Genomic DNA, 16,390 nt, shown 5'->3' on the forward strand with positions numbered 1-16,390 from the left:
TTAGGCCGGTGACCGATTAAGCGGACATTATGCCGCAAGTGCTGCGGCCACAAGGCTGCCAGGGTTAATCATCGGTTAATCGCTACCGCCCATTGTGCCTTTCACTTGCACAGAACCAAGGCTTATTCATGCGTCGTCTGTTTTTACTTTTTTTTCTCCTGATCTCGGGTCTGGCCCAGGCGGGAACCAATCCGTTTGAAACCAAACCCGACTTTCTTCCGGTCGGCAAAGCTTTCACTTTCACCTCTGAACGCCTGGAATCCGGTGAAACCCAACTGTTCTGGCAGATTGCCGATGGCTATTACCTGTATCAAAAGCGCCTGAAATTCGATGGATTGCCTACTGAACAGCATCCAGCGCTGCCGGAAGGCGAAGCTCACAGCGACGAGTTTTTCGGTGATCAGCAGGTCTATCGCCAGGGCCTGGAACTGAAAATCCCCGCCGGTGCCAGTGGCCAGGTCAAGGTGGGGTTCCAGGGCTGTGCCGATGCCGGTTTGTGCTATCCGCCGCAGACCCAAGTCGTCGATCTGGGGGGTAAAGCTGCCAGCGTCGCGCCAGACGAAGCCACGGATCAAGCCTTGGCCAATGGCCTGCAGCAGCGGGCACTCGGCTTAAGTCTCCTGGTGTTCTTCGGCCTGGGGCTGCTGCTGGCCTTCACCCCCTGCTCGCTGCCCATGTTGCCGATCCTGGCCGGGCTGATCGTCGGTAGCGGCGCTTCGCCCAAGCGCGGTTTTGCCCTGGCCAGCAGTTATGTGGTGAGCATGGCGCTGGTCTATGCGGCGATGGGTGTGCTCGCGGCGCTGCTCGGTGCGAACCTGCAGGCGCTGTTACAGAACCCGTGGCTGCTCGGCAGTTTCGCGGCGATTTTCGTTCTGCTGGCGTTGCCGATGTTCGGTTTCTTCGAACTGCAGTTGCCGGTGGCCGTACGCGATCGCCTGGAAAACGTTTCGCGCAATCAGCGTGGTGGCAGCCTGGTCGGCGCCGGTGTGCTGGGGGCCTTGTCGGGCCTGCTGGTCGGCCCGTGCATGACCGCTCCGCTGGCCGGCGCCCTGCTCTACATCGCACAAAGCGGAAACGCGCTGCATGGTGGCTTGATCCTGTTTGCCATGGGCATCGGCATCGGTGTGCCACTGTTGTTGCTGGTGACCGTCGGTAATCGCTTCCTGCCCAAACCTGGCGCCTGGATGAACCTGCTCAAAGGTATCTTCGGCTTCCTGTTCCTGGCCACCGCGTTGCTGATGCTGCGCCCGGTGCTGGACGAGTCGCTGTGGGTCGGCTTGTGTGGGGCGTTGTTGTTGATTGCGGCGTATAGCGCCTGGAAACAGTCGGAAGGTTTTGGCCGTGTCGCTCATCTGTTCGGCGCCAGTTCGCTGCTGCTCGGGTTGTGGGGCAGTCTGTTGATGATCGGTGCGGCGGGTGGCGCGGATGATCTGTTCAAGCCGTTGCAGGTCTATAGCGTCGCCAACGCGCGCGGCGCCACTGACCAGGTCGGCCACGACGCCTTCACCACCCTCAAGGATCCCGCCGAACTGCAACGGCAACTTGACGCGGCACAGGCTCAGGGCCAGTGGGTGCTGCTGGATTACTATGCGGACTGGTGCGTGTCGTGCAAGGTCATGGAAAAACAGGTGTTCGGCAAAGCGGAGGTGCTCGAAGCCCTCAGCGACGTGCGCTTGCTCCGCCTGGACGTCACCGCCGACAATGCTGCCAGTCGCGAACTGCTCGGCCGCTATAAAGTGCCGGGACCGCCGAGCCTGCTGTGGATCGGTGCCGATGGCAACGAGCGTCGCAGCCAGCGCATCACTGGCGAGGTCGATGCCACCACTTTCCTGCAACGCTGGACCACCACCCGAGACGCCCGTTAATGCTGACATTCACCCTCGGCACCTTTGCCATCGCGCTTAACCATCTACTGCTGATCAGTGCATTGGCACTGGCGACATTCGTCGGCTGGCGGGTGGCCAAGCGCGGTGGCGAAAACCCCGAGTCGGTGCTGTTCAGTCTGTTCCTGATCGGCATGCTCGCGGCGCGGATCAGTTTCGTCGCCGTTTACTGGATGCACTATCGCAATGATCCCTGGCAGATCATCGACCTGCGCGACGGCGGTTTCCTCGCCTGGCCGGGAGTGATCGCGCTGGTACTTGCCACGCTGTACCGCGCCTGGCGCCGTCCGGGACTGCGTCGCCCGTTGGGCTTTGGCGTGGCGAGTGGCCTGGCCTTCTGGCTGCTGGCGACGTTCTCCTTGAGTATCTACGAACAAGGTACGCGCCTGCCGGACATCACCCTGCGCAACGCCGCCGGTGAAACCGTGCAACTGGCCGACTACAAGGGCGGTCCGCTGGTCATCAATCTCTGGGCCACCTGGTGTCCACCGTGTCGCCGGGAAATGCCTGTGCTCGAAAGCGCCCAGCAACAGCGTCCGGACCTGACCTTCCTGTTCGTCAACCAGGCCGAAAGCATGCAAAGTGTCAGCACCTTTCTGGAAACCCAGGGCCTGAGCCTGTCCAACGTACTGTTCGACGGCAGCGGCCGCCTGGGCCACGCTGTCGGCTCCATGGCGCTGCCGACTACGCTGTTCTATAGCCCTGAGGGTCGCCTGCTGGGCAGCCATCTGGGCGAGTTGTCGCAAGCCAGCCTGGCTCGCGCACTGGAAAATTTCGATACCGCTCCTGCCACCTCCTCAAGGAAACTGCCATGCCCCGCCTCCGCCACCTGCTGACCCTGAGCCTGGGTGCCGCCCTGCTGCACCTGCCATCGGTGCAGGCTGAAGAGCTGCCCGAGGCGATCAAGAAGATCGAAGCCAAGGGCGCGAAAATCGTCGGCCAGTTCGACGCTCCCGATGGCCTGCGCGGTTATGCGGCGCAATATCAGAACCGCGGCATGGCGTTGTACCTGACACCGGATGGCAAGCACGTGCTGCTGGGCAATCTGTACGACGCCGAGGGCAATGACCTGAGCAGCGCGCCGTTGCAGAAACTGGTCTATGGGCCAATGTCCAAGGAGGTCTGGGGCAAGTTCGAGGCGAGCAGCTGGATCGGCGACGGCGACAAGAATGCCCCGCGCATCGTCTACCTCTTCAGCGATCCGAACTGCCCCTACTGCAACCTGTTCTGGGAGCAGGCGCGGCCATGGGTCAAGGCTGGCAAGGTGCAGTTGCGCCACATCATGGTCGGTATCATTCGCGAAGACAGTCCGGGCAAGTCCGCTGCACTGCTCGCCGCCAAGGACCCGCAAAAAGCCCTGGCGGACCACGAAGCCGCTGGCAAGGGCAGTTCGCTCAAGGCGTTGAAGGATGTACCACCGGCGATTCAAGCGAAACTCGCGGCGAACATGCAGTTGATGGAAGACCTGGAGTTGCAAGCCACCCCGGCGATCTTCTACATGGATGACAAGGGCGAGCTGCAACAGCAGCAAGGGGCGCCGTCGCCGGACAAACTGGTGAAGATTCTCGGACCCAAGTGACCTCATCGGCCCCATCGCGAGCAGGCTCGCTCCCACAGGGAAATACGATCATCTGTGGGAGCGAGCCTGCTTGCGATGGGGCCATTGCAACCGATTAGTTTCTCTCGGCTAAAAACCCGAGCAACACCTCAGTGACGAACTGCGGATTTTCCAGATTGGAAATATGCCCCGCGTCCGGCACCAACACACACGGGCAACCGATCAGCTCGGCCATTTCCCGCGCTTCGCCGGGTGGGCGTGGCTTGTCCTGATCGCCACAGATCACCAGCGTCGTCGCGGCGTTCAATTCGCCCAAGCGTGGCAACAGATCCTCTCGGCCAAAGGTGATCCGCCCCATCGGCACGATGCTTTCGCGCAGGCGTTCAGGCGGCAGCGCGGCGAGTTTGGCGCGGAAGTCCCGGTACAGTGCCGACTGCGGATCGATGCCCGGACGGAAAAAGATCGGCACCACGATGTCGAGCAGTTGCGGCGATATTTCGCCGCTTTCCTCGATCATCTTGAACAGCGAAAAATAGTATTGCCGGGTTGGCTCCGGCTCGACGCCGACATAGGTGTCCATCAGCACCAGGCCGTTGAGCCGTTGCGCTGACGACAACGCCAACCGCACGCCCCACATGCCACCGACCGAAAGCCCCACCAGCGTGAAGCGTTCTATTTCCAGATGATCGATCAACGCCAGCGCCTGACGGGCGATATCGTCCAGCGACCGTGTGTCCTGCGGAAGTCGCCCGGATTCACCATGACCCCACAGGTCCGGCGCAATCACCCGATACTGTTGTGACAACGCGGCAATCTGCGGCGCCCACATGTTCTGGTCCCACAGGTAACTGCCGGCCAGCAGCACCGCCGGGCCAGTGCCTTGATCAATATAGTGAAGGGCTTGTCCGTCTATGGTCAGGAAGGGCATCGGATGACTCCGCTTGAAAAAATGGAGCCGGAAGGCTGATCCGAGAGTTATCGATAGTCAATTGCCTGGAAGCAACGAGCGCAGGTTTATAGCCAGAATTTGTAACGTCAATTTAGGAAGTGTCTGACATCAATTTATTGGCTGTTTTATTAGTGTTGCCACAGGCGTGCAAATCTCCAATAAATCACTAGAGCGTTAACAACACCCAAGCGGCACTATTTAATCGGATTTTTATAAGATCTTTATTCTTTTGCCCCCAATCCTTTTAACAATTTACTAAAAGGCCAACTAGGCTTCCCCCATCGCTGGAGGGAATGCCATGGACTTCGTCTTTTTAGTGCTCGGCGCATTGTTCTTTTTCGTCTTCGTCGGCCTTGCTCGTGGCTGTGCCGCGCTTAACAGGAGGCGGTCATGACTGGCTTTTATCTTTTCGGCGGGCTGATAGCGGCAGGTTTACTGATTTACCTGATCTGCGCACTGCTTTTTCCGGAGGACTTCCTGTGACTACTCAAGCCTGGGGCTTGCTCGTGGCCTTTCTGCTGGTGCTGGGTATTCTGGCCTGGCCTCTCGGGCGCTGGTTGGCCACGGTGATGGAGGGCCGATTTGCCTTCGGTGCACGCCTTGAGTCGCCGCTGTATCGCTTGGCCGGCGTCAAGCCCGAAACACCGATGAGTTGGCTCCAGTATGCCCTGGCCTTGTTGCTGTTCAACGCACTGGGATTGCTGGCCGTCTATGCCCTGCAACGGCTGCAGGGCGTTCTGCCATTTAACCCCCAAGGTTTCGGTGCCGTCACTCCAGACTCCTCGTTCAATACCGCCTCGAGTTTCGTCACCAATACCAACTGGCAAGGCTACGGCGGCGAAACGACGATGAGTTACCTGACCCAGATGCTCGCGCTGACGGTACAGAACTTCCTGTCCGCCGCGACCGGTATCGTCGTCGCGGTTGCTCTGATCCGGGGATTCGCGCGCCACAACGCGAACAGCATCGGAAATGCCTGGGCCGACCTCACGCGCGTCACGTTGTGGGTGTTGTTGCCGTTGTCGCTGATTTTTGCACTGTTTCTGGTTAGCCAGGGCGCGATTCAGAATCTTGACCCGTATAAGGAAGTCACGACGCTGGAGGTCACGCAGTACCAGGCCCCGGTACTCAATGATGCCGGCCAACCAACCCTCGACGCCCAGGGCAATCCGGTGACCAAGAGCGTCAGCACCGACAAGCAGACGATTGCCATGGGGCCTGTAGCATCACAAGAAGCCATCAAAATGCTGGGCACCAATGGTGGCGGTTTCTTCAACGCCAACTCGGCCCATCCTTATGAAAACCCCAGCGCCGTCACGAACTTCTTTCAGTTGCTCGCGATCTTCCTGATCCCGACCGCTCTGTGTTTTGTCTTCGGGCACATCGTCGGTGACATACGTCAGGGCTGGGCGTTGCTGGCGACAATGACGATCATCTTCGTGATCGCGGTAGTGGCGGTCACCCACTACGAACAACTTGGCAACCCGCAGTTCTCGGCGCTGGGTATCGACACGGCGGCGGGCAACATGGAGGGCAAGGAACTGCGCTTCGGCATCAGTGCATCCAGTTTGTTTGCGGCGGTGACAACGGCAGCGTCGTGCGGCGCCGTTATCGCAATGCATGATTCGTTTACGCCGCTGGGCGGGGCGGTGCCACTGATACTCATGCAATTGGGTGAGGTGGTGTTCGGCGGAACCGGCTCGGGTCTGTACGGCATGTTGGTGTTCGCCATCCTCGCGGTGTTTATCGCCGGTCTGATGATCGGCCGCACACCCGAGTACCTGGGCAAGAAAATCGAAGCCTACGAGATGAAGATGGTGGCCATCGCGATTCTGGTGACGCCATTGCTGGTGCTATTCGGTACGGCCATCGCTGTCATGGCCGAGGCTGGGAGACTGGGGATCGCCAACCCCGGTGTCCATGGCTTCTCGGAAATCCTCTACGCCTTCACCTCCGCGGCCAACAACAACGGCAGTGCATTTGCCGGGCTGTCGGCCAACACCCCGTTCTACAACACGATGCTGGCCATCATGACCTGGTTCGGCCGGTTCGGCGTCATCGTGCCGGTGCTGGCAGTCGCCGGCAGCCTGGCGGCGAAGAAGCGATTGGCGGTCACCGCAGGCACTATGCCCACCCACGGGATGCTGTTCGTGGTGCTGCTGATCGGCACGGTGTTATTGGTCGGCTTGTTGAACTACGTACCGGCGCTCGCGCTGGGGCCCGTCGTTGAACACTTCATGATGATCAAGTGAGATCACGAACATGACACGCAAAGCGTTCTCCTTGTTCGACCCGAAACTGATAATGCCGGCCATCGTCGATTCAGTGCGCAAACTCAGCCCCAGGATCCAGTGGCGAAACCCGGTGATGTTCGTCGTCTACATCGGCGCGATCATCACCACCGCCCTATGGGCCCAGGCGCTGAGTGGCAAGGGAGAAGCCGGTAGCGGGTTCATCCTGGCGATCACTTTTTGGCTTTGGTTCACCGTGCTGTTCGCTAACTTCGCCGAGGCGCTGGCCGAAGGACGCAGCAAGGCCCAGGCCGCTTCCCTGCACAAACTGAAAAAGGAAACCTGGGCCAAGAAACTGCGCGAGCCACGCTACGGCGCAGAGTGGCAGCTGGCTAAATCGACCGACCTGTGCAAGGGAGACGTGGTGATCGTTGAAGCCGGTGACCTGGCCGACTCGGTGATCCCGGCCGACGGCGAAGTCATCGAAGGCGCGGCCTCGGTGGACGAATCGGCCATTACCGGTGAGTCGGCACCGGTTATCCGGGAAAGTGGCGGCGACTTTTCGGCCGTGACCGGGGGAACACGGGTGCTGTCGGACTGGATCGTCGTTCGAGTGACCACCGATCCCGGCGAAACCTTCGTCGACCGCATGATCGCGATGGTCGAGAACGCCAAGCGACAAAAAACCCCGAATGAAATTGCCTTGTCGATTTTATTGGTCGCACTGACGATCGTGTTTCTGGGGGTGACGGTGACGCTCCTGCCGTTCTCACTGTTCGGGGTTGCAGTGGCCAAATCCGGAACCCCCGTCTCGATCACCGTCCTCATCTCGTTGCTGGTCTGCCTGATTCCCACGACCATTGCCGGCCTGCTCTCGGCCGTCGGTGTGGCGGGCATGAGCCGCATGATGGAGGCCAACGTGATTGCCACGTCCGGCCGAGCCGTGGAGGCTGCCGGTGACGTGGACGTCCTGCTACTCGATAAAACCGGGACCATTACGCTGGGCAATCGCCATGCCTCGGCCTTTTTACCGGCACCGGGCATCAAGGAAGCTGAACTGGCGGATGTGGCGCAACTGGCCTCCCTGGCCGACGAAACCCCCGAGGGGCGCAGTATCGTCGTTTTGGCCAAGCAGCGTTTCAATCTGCGGGAGCGGGAAATCGGCGCACTCGACGCCCACTTCGTGCACTTTTCGGCGCAAACGCGAATGAGCGGCGTCAACATGGGCGACCGGCAAATACGCAAGGGCGCTGGCGAGGCCATTCTCAAGCATATCCAGAGCCTGGGTGGCAGCTTTCCCGAAGCCGTGCAGAACAGCATTGAGGAGGTGGCGCGCCGGGGCAGTACTCCGCTGGTCGTCGCCGACGGGCCCAAGGTGCTGGGCGTGATCGAACTCAAGGACATCGTCAAGGGCGGGATCAAGGAGCGTTTTCTCGAGTTGCGGCGCATGGGTATCAAGACCGTGATGGTGACCGGCGACAACCGGGTCACCGCCGCCGCCATCGCCGCAGAGGCTGGCGTCGATGACTTTCTGGCGGAAGCGACACCCGAACAGAAATTGCAGTTGATCCGCGACTACCAGGCCGAAGGCCGGCTGGTGGCCATGACCGGCGACGGCACCAATGATGCCCCGGCATTGGCCCAAGCGGATGTCGCCGTGGCGATGAACTCGGGGACTCAGGCCGCCAAGGAAGCCGGGAACATGGTGGACCTGGACAGCAACCCGACGAAGTTGATCGAAGTAGTGGAAACCGGCAAACAGATGCTGATGACCCGAGGCTCGCTGACCACTTTCTCGATTGCCAACGACATCGCCAAGTATTTCGCGATCGTGCCAGCGGCCTTTGTCACTACGTACCCTCAGCTCGCGGCACTCAACATCATGGGGCTGACAAGCCCGAACTCGGCGGTGCTGTCAGCGGTTATCTTCAACGCTCTGATCATCATCTTCCTGATTCCCCTGGCACTTAAAGGCGTGAAGTACCGTCCGGTTGGCGCCGCCTCGCTGTTGCGCCGCAACATGTTGATCTATGGGCTGGGTGGCGTGATCGTTCCATTCATTGGCATAAAAGTGATCGACATGGTGCTGTTTGCCGTCGGTCTGACTTAAGGGAGCACTGTCATGGCTTCTCTACTGCGCCCGGCGTTTACCCTGTTCATTGCATTGTCGTTGATCACCGGCCTGGCCTATCCACTGCTCACGACGGAGATTGCCAGATGGGTCTTCCCTTATCAGGCTGCGGGCAGCCTGATTGAACGGGATGGCAAAACCGTAGGTTCGTCGTTGATCGGTCAGAGCTTCAGCGATCCCGGGCATTTCTGGAGTCGCCCGTCTGCGACCAGCCCCATGCCCTACAACGCGGCGGCATCATCCGGATCGAACCTGGGGCCACTGAATCCCGCACTTGCAGACGCGATCAAGGGCCGCATCGATGCCTTGCATGTTGCCGACCCAGGCAACACCGCGACCATCCCCGCCGACCTGGTCTACAGCTCGGCCAGTGGCCTCGACCCCCATATCAGCATCGCAGCAGCCCAGTATCAGGCGGGCCGAATTTCGCGGGTGCGCAACTTGCCCATAGAGCGCGTTCGGCAACTGATTGCCGAGCACTCTGAAGGCATGCTCTTTGGATTCCTGGGCGAGCCTCGGGTCAACGTATTGACATTGAATCTGGCACTCGACGCCCTGCATTGAGTGGTAACTCACACACGGTGGCCCTGATGGCCGAACAACGTCCAGACCCGGATCAGCTCCTGGCCCAGATTCGCGAAGAAGAAGCGCAGGCCAAACGCGGTCGGTTGAAAATTTTTTTCGGCGCCAGCGCTGGAGTTGGCAAGACCTACGCGATGCTGGCGGCCGCCCAAACGGCGCAACAACAGCACATCGATGTACTGATCGGCGTGATCGAAACCCATGGTCGCGCTGAAACCCAGGCGCTGACCAAAGGCCTGGACGTGCTGCCGCTCAAACAGGTCATCGACAAGAACCGCACGCTGACCGAGTTCGATCTGGACGCCGCCCTGTTGCGCAAACCGCAGCTGATCCTGATCGACGAACTGGCCCATTCCAACATCATCGGTTCGCGCCATCCAAAACGCTGGCAGGACGTCGAAGAACTGCTCAGCGCCGGTATCGATGTCTGGTCCACCATGAATGTTCAGCACCTTGAGAGCCTGAATGACATCGTTGGTGGTATTACCGGTATTCGGGTCTGGGAGACCGTGCCCGACCATGTGTTCGACACGGCCGATGAAGTGATCATCGTCGACTTGCCGCCGGATGACCTTCTGCAACGCCTCAAGGAAGGCAAAGTGTATCTGCCTCATCAGGCCGAACGTGCCGTGCAGAACTTCTTCCGCAAAGGCAACCTGATCGCTTTGCGTGAACTGGCGTTGCGTCGTACCGCCGACCGTGTCGACAGCGAGATGCTGCAATACCGCACAAGCAGTGCAGTCAAACCTGTCTGGGGCACCCGCGACTCGCTGCTCGCGTGCGTCGGCCCGCATGAACAGGGGGAAAAAACCGTACGCTCGACAGCTCGACTGGCCGCTCAGCTCAACGTGCCGTGGCATGCTGTGTATGTCGAAACATCTGCCTTGCAGCGCCTGCCTGAGACGAAGCGCCGTCGCATTCTGGCGACCCTGAAACTGGCCCAGGAGATGGGCGCCCAAATCTCGACACTGGCCGGACAGGACGTTGCCGAGGCGCTGGTCAAGTACGCACGGCAGCACAATCTCTCCAAAGTCGTGATGGGGCGCGACGACCACTCTCATCGTCGTTTCTGGAAGGGGATACTCGCCGATCGAATTGGTGCGCTGGGTACTGACCTGGACGTGATTCAAGTCTCTCTTGCGACCAGCCCGCGTACTCAGACCGAGCCCCGGTCCACGAAAACCGAGACCCCGGTGATGTGGCGTTCCTATATTTGGAGCGCGGCACTCTGTGCGGTGATGACCCTTGCGGCTTTACCACTGGCACAGGTGCTGGAACAGGCCAATATCGTCATGCTGTTCTTGCTGGCCGTGGTCGCCGTCGCCGTTCGCTTTGGTCGCGGCCCAGCGATTCTGGCGGCCTTTTTGTCAGTGGCCGCATTCGATTTCTTTTTTGTGGCGCCGCGCTATTCGTTCGCCTTCGCCGATATTCAATACCTGGTGACCTTCAGCGTCATGCTCGTGGTCGCACTGGTGATCGGACAGATGACCGCCGGCCTGACCTACCAGGCACGGGTGGCTCAAAAGCGCGAAGACCGCATGCGGGCGCTGTATGAAATGTCGCGCCTGTTGTCCGCAGCGCTGATGACCGAGCAAGTCGCCGACATCAGCGCACGCTTTCTCTCCGACGAGTTTGGTGCAAGGTCTGCCCTGCTGGTCGCCGATGACAACAATAAACTGCTGCCCCCCATGGTCACGGGAGATGCACCGCAAGTGGACGTAGCCATCGCCCAGTGGTCATTCGACAAAACCGAACCGGCCGGGTATGGCACCGACACCCTGCCTTCGAGTTCTACGCTCTATCTGCCGTTGTCAGCCCCAATGCGGGTGCGCGGTGTGTTGGCCGTGCAACCGCGCGACACGAGCCGGCTGGTGGTGCCGGAGCAGCGACGCCTGCTTGACACCTGTGCATCACTGCTGGCCATCTCGCTCGAGCGGATTCACTACATCAACGTGGCTCAGGACACGACGGTTCAAATGGAATCCGAACGATTGCGCAACTCGTTGCTATCGGCCATTTCCCACGACCTGCGCACCCCGCTGTCGGTTATGGTTGGACTCGCCGAAGCGCTCAAGCTCACCAAGCCACCACTGGCCGGCGAAGCAGCCGAGATCGCCACGGCGGTGGGTGAATCGGCGCTGCGCATGAATACGCTGGTCAATAACCTGCTGGACATGGCGCGCCTCGAATCCGGCAAAGTGATATTGAATCGGCAGTGGCAACCCATTGAAGAAGTGGTGGGCAGCGCCCTGCGAGCCATCCAGCCGATTTTGGACAAACATTCGGTGAAGGTCGCGATGGACGATGATTTGCCGCCCGTGCACATCGATGCGGTACTGATCGAACGCGTCCTCATCAACCTGATCGAGAACGCCGTCAAATACACGCCTCAAGGCACCACCATCAAGCTGGGGGCCACGGCCACGCCTGACAACATCGAGTTGTGGGTCGCCGACGAAGGACCAGGGTTACCGCATGGTCACGAAGAGGCGATCTTCAGCAAATTCATGCGCGGCAAGAAGGAAAGCTCGATACCGGGCGTCGGGCTGGGGCTGGCCATCTGTCGAGCCATCGCAAAAGCTCATGGAGGAACCATCCTGGGTGTTACACGCCCAGAGGGCGGTGCGCGCTTCACGTTACGTCTTCCCCGTGAGGAGCCTCCAGTCATCGACCCCTTTGATCAGAAAATCGACAAGGAATAGCCATGACCGAGTCGGCACTGCACGTCTTGATTATCGAAGACGAGAAGGAAATCCGCCGCTTCGTGCGTATGGCTTTGCAAGCTGAAGGCTTGGAAGTTCATGAAGCCGATACTTTTCACCGTGGCCTCATCGACGCAGGAACACGCCATCCGGACCTGATTGTGCTCGACCTCGGACTTCCCGACGGCGACGGCATTGACCTGATCCGGGACGTAAGGAGCTGGTCGCCAGTGCCCATTATTGTGTTATCGGCCCGGGGGGCTGAGTCAGACAAGATCCTGGCGCTGGACACTGGTGCAGACGATTATCTGGTGAAGCCTTTTGGCACCGGGGAACTACTCGCCCGCGTTCGCGCATTGTTACGCCGACACGTGAAAGATACCGAAAACAACTCGGTACTGTGCTTTGGTGACGTGCGAATCGATGTCGAACGCCGCGTCGTGGAACGCTCAGGCACTCCGTTACACCTGACGCCACTGGAATACCGCCTGCTGGTCCATCTTTGCTCGCATCCGAACCGGGTCCTGACACACCAGCAACTGCTCAACGCGGTATGGGGCCCATCGCACACCACTGATACGCCTTACCTTCGAGTATTCATGGGTGGCCTGCGAAAGAAAGTCGAGGCTGACCCTTCCCAGCCACGACACCTCATCACCGAAACCGGTGTTGGATACCGTTTTATTTCTTGATGCTGCAAATAGAGGATATTGGCAGTTTTTGGCCAAACGTAACCGGGCGCGTCGAAGCCGTTATCTGGCGATATGAAAAGCGTTCGCGTGGCTGTTCAACGATGTAACGCATTCCGGGGCGTGAAATTCAAGCAAGGTCAGTCAATTCGCCAGCTGCGGCGCGCTCTGTGTCGCCGGGACCGGCAACACCGCAATTTTGTACGGATCGAATATCCTCAGCATCTGACCGTTATCCCGCAGCCCTTGCAACAACTTGCCGAATGCCTCGCCGCTGATGGGCGAGGCCGGGCGCAGGATCGCGTAATGGTGATAGACCTGATCGACGCGCTCGGAGACCAGAAATTGTTCAGCCACCTTGTCGTTGCGCAAAAAATAGTCGCTGAGATAGGAGCGCGTGACCAGGGCGATGTCGGCGCGCCCGCGCAGCACCATCAGCAAGTTGCTGTCATGGGAATACGTCAGCGTTGCGTTGTAGTTCTGCGCGAGGAATTTGGGATCGGCATTGAAGCCGGCAAATTCGTAGTGATAGCCGCTGAACATCGCCAGACGCTTGCCCGTCAGGTCGGCAAAGTAGTTTTGCTGGCGCACTGGCTGACCTTCACGCTGGCGTTGCGCGACAAAAATCTCGGCGTCTTCCAGGCCCATGTCGACGCTGGTGTGGGGGATGTCCTTCCAGCCCCAGTCGGGGTTTTCGAAGATCGCCATATCGACCCGGCCTTGTTTGAAATCGCCGAAACGCCGGGGAATGGAAGTGGGTACCAGGACGAACTGATAGTCACTTTGCAGGGCGTTGAGCGCCTCGACCAATTGCGGCAGCAAACCGGTGTCGGCACCGGATTCCGGGCGTACGGTGTAGGGCGGAAAATGCGCCGCACCGATACGCACCAACTGTGCAGCCTGGGACGGCAGTATCCATAACGCAACAAGCGCCATCAGCAAAAGCCGCGAAGCCGTCCGAATTGGCGAAGACATCAAAACTACTCCCCAAAAGTGCTGCATCAATGCATTCAAGCTAGGCGGTTTCACCCAATTAGCCAGTTTCCTGCCGGCCAATGCAATCTAATTATTTTTCCTTCAACACCAGAATCAGCGCCTCGTCGGCCAGTTGATCGAGGCTCATGCTGCCACCGGCGCGAAACCAGGTGGTGGTCCAGGACAGCGCCCCGGTGAGAAAGCGTCGCGTGACAAACACATCACCGCGAATGAGACCGGCACTCTTCGCTTCCCCCAGTACCTGCAACCAGATGTCTTCGTAAATATCGCGCAACGCCAGGACCTTGGCCTGCCCGTCCTCGGACAGTGAGCGCCATTCGTAGACCAGCACCGCCATGGCCTCGCCACTGCCGCCCATGATCGACTGCAATTCGCAACGGATCAGCGCCAGCACCCGCTCGCGCACGTTGCTGGCGTCGGCAATGGCCGCACGCATCAGCGCGGTGTTGTAGTGAATGGTCTCCTCCATCACCGCCCGCAGGATTTCTTCCTTGCTTTTGAAGTGATGAAAAATGCTCCCTGACTGAATGCCCACGGCACCGGCCAGGTCGCGCACCGTGGTGCGTTCGTAGCCTTTATTGCGAAACAGGTGAGCCGCCACTTGCAGGAGCTTGCCGCGGGCACTGTCCGGATCGGTCAATTGGCCGTTTTCGACCAGTTCGTGCATGACCCTCAGGGCTTTTTGCTCGTCCACCCGTTTTCTCCTACAGTCGAGATCACCGCTAAAACAGCGGGGTTGCGCGGGCAATTTAAGCTGCTGCCCGCAACCAAGCAAGCGCTCGGGCAGAAGTTATTTTAGCCGTTTACAAACCAAGCGCTTGCTTGGTAGTCTCGAGGCACTTCTGTCGGAGGTGGTTATGGAGTTGACTGCGCCAAAAACGATCCGCATCGGTTGCGCCAGCGCGTTCTGGGGCGACACCTCGACCGCCGCCGCGCAACTGGTGGAAGCTGGGCGCCTGGACTATCTGGTCTTCGACTACCTGGCGGAAATCACCCTGTCGATCATGGCCGGCGCACGGATGAAAGATCCCCAGGCCGGCTATGCCAGCGACTTCATCGAAGTGCTCAGTCCGCTGCTCAGCCAACTCTGCGAACAAAAGATCCGGGTCATCAGCAACGCCGGCGGGGTCAACCCACAGGCCTGCGCCGCCGCGCTGCAAGCGGCGTGCGACAAGGCCGGCGTCGCACTGAAGATCGCCGTCCTGCTGGGCGATGACCTGCAACCGCAGTTCAAACAGCTGGGTTCTCGCGGCATCCATGAGATGTTCAGCGGCGCGCCCCTGCCGCCCCTGTGCGTCTCGACCAACGCCTACCTGGGCGCACCGGGCATTGTCGAAGCCCTGCGCCTGGGGGCGGACATCGTGATCACCGGGCGCGTGGTCGACAGCGCTGTGGTCAGCGCCGCCCTGGTGCATGAGTTCGGCTGGTCGTGGCATGACTACGACAAGCTGGCCCAGGCGGCCTTGGCCGGCCACATCATCGAATGCGGCGCCCAGTGCACCGGCGGCAACTTCACCGATTGGCGCGACGTGCCCGACTACGAACACATCGGATTTCCCATCGTCGAAGTCAGCGCCGACAGCCAGTTCATCGTCAGCAAACCCGAAGGCTCTGGTGGGCTGGTCACCCCGCTGACGGTGGGCGAGCAAATGCTTTATGAAATCGGCGACCCGAGGGCCTATCTGCTGCCCGACGTGGTCTGCGATTTCACCCGGGTCAAACTCGTGCAGCAAGGCAAAAACGCGGTGCAGGTGCACGGCGCGAAGGGATTGCCGCCGACCGATCAATACAAAGTCAGCGCCACCTACCCGGATGGTTTTCGCTGCACCGCCAGTTGCCTGATCGCCGGCATCGATGCGGTCGACAAGGCTCGGCGGGTCAGCGAAGCGATCATCAACAAGACCTCGGAGATCTTCAGCCAGCGCGGCTGGGCGCCCTATAGCGAGGTCAACATCGAACTGCTCGGCAGCGAGGCCACTTACGGCCCCCACGGCCAGCGTCACGACAGCCGCGAAGTGGTGATCAAACTCGCCGTGCGTCACCCGAATAAACAGGCATTGATCGTGTTCTCCCGGGAAATAGCCCAGGCTGCCACCGGCATGGCGCCGGGGCTGACCGGGATTGTCGGCGGCCGCCCCACCGTGTATCCGCTGATCCGCCTGTTCTCGTTCCTGATCGACAAAAACGCCTGCACGCTGGAAATTGATCTCATGGGCCAGCGCCATCCGTGCGCCCTGCCCGCCGTCGATCTGCTCGACAGCGCCGACTTGCCCGCGCCGTTCGAGCCCCCCAAACCCGCGGGCCTGGCCGACGCCAGCGTGGCGCTGGTCAAACTGGCGGTGGCCCGTTCGGGCGACAAGGGCAACCACAGCAACATCGGCGTGATGGCCCGCGACCCCGAGTACCTGCCCTGGATCGCCGAAGCCTTGACCCCGGCGGTGCTCGTCGACTGGATGAGCCATGTGCTGGACCCGATCCACGGCCGTGTCGAGCGCTGGTATCTACCCGCCTCCCACAGCCTGAACTTCCTCCTGGAAAACGCCCTCGGGGGCGGCGGTGTCGCCAGCCTGCGGATCGACCCACAAGGCAAGGCGTTCGCCCAGCAACTGCTGGAAATCCAGATTCCGGTGCCTCAGCGCATCGCCGACCAGGTCAACTAGAGGGCTGCC

Annotated in this window: 13 protein-coding genes; 10 read left to right on the top strand and 3 right to left on the bottom strand. The window is 60.2% G+C overall.

Annotation, left to right across the window (positions count from 1 at the left end):
* The first annotated feature begins 128 nt into the window (after positions 1 to 128).
* Genes dsbD through dsbG form a run of 3 tightly spaced genes read left to right on the top strand, consistent with a single transcriptional unit; the run spans position 129 to position 3,462 of the window.
* Positions 129 to 1,865 (top strand): protein-disulfide reductase DsbD, encoded by a 1,737-nt coding sequence (gene dsbD / locus JQF37_RS25180; RefSeq protein WP_130210379.1) that lies wholly within the window; start codon positions 129 to 131, stop codon positions 1,863 to 1,865.
* Positions 1,865 to 2,719, top strand: coding sequence for a TlpA disulfide reductase family protein (locus JQF37_RS25185; RefSeq protein WP_047527276.1), 855 nt, complete (start codon positions 1,865 to 1,867; stop codon positions 2,717 to 2,719). Before dsbD ends, JQF37_RS25185 begins: the two co-directional genes overlap by 1 nt.
* Entirely contained in the window at positions 2,695 to 3,462 is a 768-nt protein-coding gene (dsbG, locus tag JQF37_RS25190) for a thiol:disulfide interchange protein DsbG (protein ID WP_047527275.1), read from the top strand. Before JQF37_RS25185 ends, dsbG begins: the two co-directional genes overlap by 25 nt.
* 94 nt (positions 3,463 to 3,556) lie before the next feature.
* On the opposite strand, the gene JQF37_RS25195 is transcribed toward dsbG, so the two are convergent.
* Entirely contained in the window at positions 3,557 to 4,369 is an 813-nt protein-coding gene (locus JQF37_RS25195) for an alpha/beta fold hydrolase (protein ID WP_130210381.1), read from the bottom strand.
* 411 nt (positions 4,370 to 4,780) lie between these two features.
* On the opposite strand from JQF37_RS25195, the gene kdpF reads away from it, so the two are divergent.
* Genes kdpF through kdpE form a run of 6 tightly spaced genes read left to right on the top strand, consistent with a single transcriptional unit; the run spans position 4,781 to position 12,728 of the window.
* Entirely contained in the window at positions 4,781 to 4,873 is a 93-nt protein-coding gene (gene kdpF, locus JQF37_RS25200) for a K(+)-transporting ATPase subunit F (protein ID WP_130210383.1), read from the top strand.
* On the top strand, positions 4,870 to 6,642 hold the full coding sequence (gene kdpA / locus JQF37_RS25205; RefSeq protein ID WP_130210385.1) for a potassium-transporting ATPase subunit KdpA: 1,773 nt from the start codon (positions 4,870 to 4,872) through the stop codon (positions 6,640 to 6,642). The genes kdpF and kdpA overlap by 4 nt, the downstream gene beginning before the upstream one ends.
* Before the next feature lie 10 nt (positions 6,643 to 6,652).
* On the top strand, positions 6,653 to 8,731 hold the full coding sequence (gene kdpB, locus JQF37_RS25210) for a potassium-transporting ATPase subunit KdpB (RefSeq protein ID WP_130210387.1): 2,079 nt from the start codon (positions 6,653 to 6,655) through the stop codon (positions 8,729 to 8,731).
* A gap of 12 nt (positions 8,732 to 8,743) precedes the next feature.
* Positions 8,744 to 9,316, top strand: a complete 573-nt coding sequence (gene kdpC, locus JQF37_RS25215) for a potassium-transporting ATPase subunit KdpC (RefSeq protein WP_130210389.1) — start codon at positions 8,744 to 8,746, stop codon at positions 9,314 to 9,316.
* Positions 9,317 to 9,342: 26 nt separating this feature from the next.
* Positions 9,343 to 12,036, top strand: a complete 2,694-nt coding sequence (gene kdpD, locus JQF37_RS25220; RefSeq protein ID WP_130210391.1) for a two-component system sensor histidine kinase KdpD — start codon at positions 9,343 to 9,345, stop codon at positions 12,034 to 12,036.
* Between the two features lie 2 nt (positions 12,037 to 12,038).
* Positions 12,039 to 12,728 carry a two-component system response regulator KdpE gene (gene kdpE / locus JQF37_RS25225; RefSeq protein WP_130210393.1) on the top strand — a complete coding sequence of 230 codons (690 nt, stop codon included), beginning with the start codon at positions 12,039 to 12,041 and terminating at the stop codon, positions 12,726 to 12,728.
* 141 nt (positions 12,729 to 12,869) lie between these two features.
* On the opposite strand, the gene JQF37_RS25230 is transcribed toward kdpE, so the two are convergent.
* On the bottom strand, positions 12,870 to 13,700 hold the full coding sequence (locus JQF37_RS25230; RefSeq protein WP_189340470.1) for a transporter substrate-binding domain-containing protein: 831 nt from the start codon (positions 13,698 to 13,700) through the stop codon (positions 12,870 to 12,872).
* 91 nt (positions 13,701 to 13,791) lie between these two features.
* On the bottom strand, positions 13,792 to 14,415 hold the full coding sequence (locus JQF37_RS25235) for a TetR/AcrR family transcriptional regulator (protein ID WP_130210397.1): 624 nt from the start codon (positions 14,413 to 14,415) through the stop codon (positions 13,792 to 13,794).
* A 163-nt stretch (positions 14,416 to 14,578) separates the two neighbouring features.
* Between JQF37_RS25235 and JQF37_RS25240 the strand changes: the two genes are divergently transcribed.
* Positions 14,579 to 16,381, top strand: a complete 1,803-nt coding sequence (locus JQF37_RS25240) for an acyclic terpene utilization AtuA family protein (protein ID WP_204149781.1) — start codon at positions 14,579 to 14,581, stop codon at positions 16,379 to 16,381.
* The last annotated feature ends 9 nt before the right edge of the window (positions 16,382 to 16,390 follow it).

The sequence above is a fragment of the Pseudomonas sp. MIL9 genome, assembly GCF_016887925.1.
Lineage (GTDB): Bacteria > Pseudomonadota > Gammaproteobacteria > Pseudomonadales > Pseudomonadaceae > Aquipseudomonas > Aquipseudomonas mohnii.

What these genes read in the sequence shown, in the direction of transcription:
- kdpF (WP_130210383.1), top strand. Translation starts at nt 4,781, where the DNA reads ATGACTGGCTTTTATCTTTTCGGCGGGCTGATAGCGGCAGGTTTACTG.
- dsbG (WP_047527275.1), top strand. Translation starts at nt 2,695, where the DNA reads ATGCCCCGCCTCCGCCACCTGCTGACCCTGAGCCTGGGTGCCGCCCTG.
- JQF37_RS25195 (WP_130210381.1), bottom strand. Translation starts at nt 4,369, where the DNA reads ATGCCCTTCCTGACCATAGACGGACAAGCCCTTCACTATATTGATCAA.
- dsbD (WP_130210379.1), top strand. Translation starts at nt 129, where the DNA reads ATGCGTCGTCTGTTTTTACTTTTTTTTCTCCTGATCTCGGGTCTGGCC.
- kdpE (WP_130210393.1), top strand. Translation starts at nt 12,039, where the DNA reads ATGACCGAGTCGGCACTGCACGTCTTGATTATCGAAGACGAGAAGGAA.
- JQF37_RS25185 (WP_047527276.1), top strand. Translation starts at nt 1,865, where the DNA reads ATGCTGACATTCACCCTCGGCACCTTTGCCATCGCGCTTAACCATCTA.
- kdpB (WP_130210387.1), top strand. Translation starts at nt 6,653, where the DNA reads ATGACACGCAAAGCGTTCTCCTTGTTCGACCCGAAACTGATAATGCCG.
- kdpD (WP_130210391.1), top strand. Translation starts at nt 9,343, where the DNA reads ATGGCCGAACAACGTCCAGACCCGGATCAGCTCCTGGCCCAGATTCGC.
- JQF37_RS25230 (WP_189340470.1), bottom strand. Translation starts at nt 13,700, where the DNA reads ATGTCTTCGCCAATTCGGACGGCTTCGCGGCTTTTGCTGATGGCGCTT.
- kdpC (WP_130210389.1), top strand. Translation starts at nt 8,744, where the DNA reads ATGGCTTCTCTACTGCGCCCGGCGTTTACCCTGTTCATTGCATTGTCG.
- JQF37_RS25240 (WP_204149781.1), top strand. Translation starts at nt 14,579, where the DNA reads ATGGAGTTGACTGCGCCAAAAACGATCCGCATCGGTTGCGCCAGCGCG.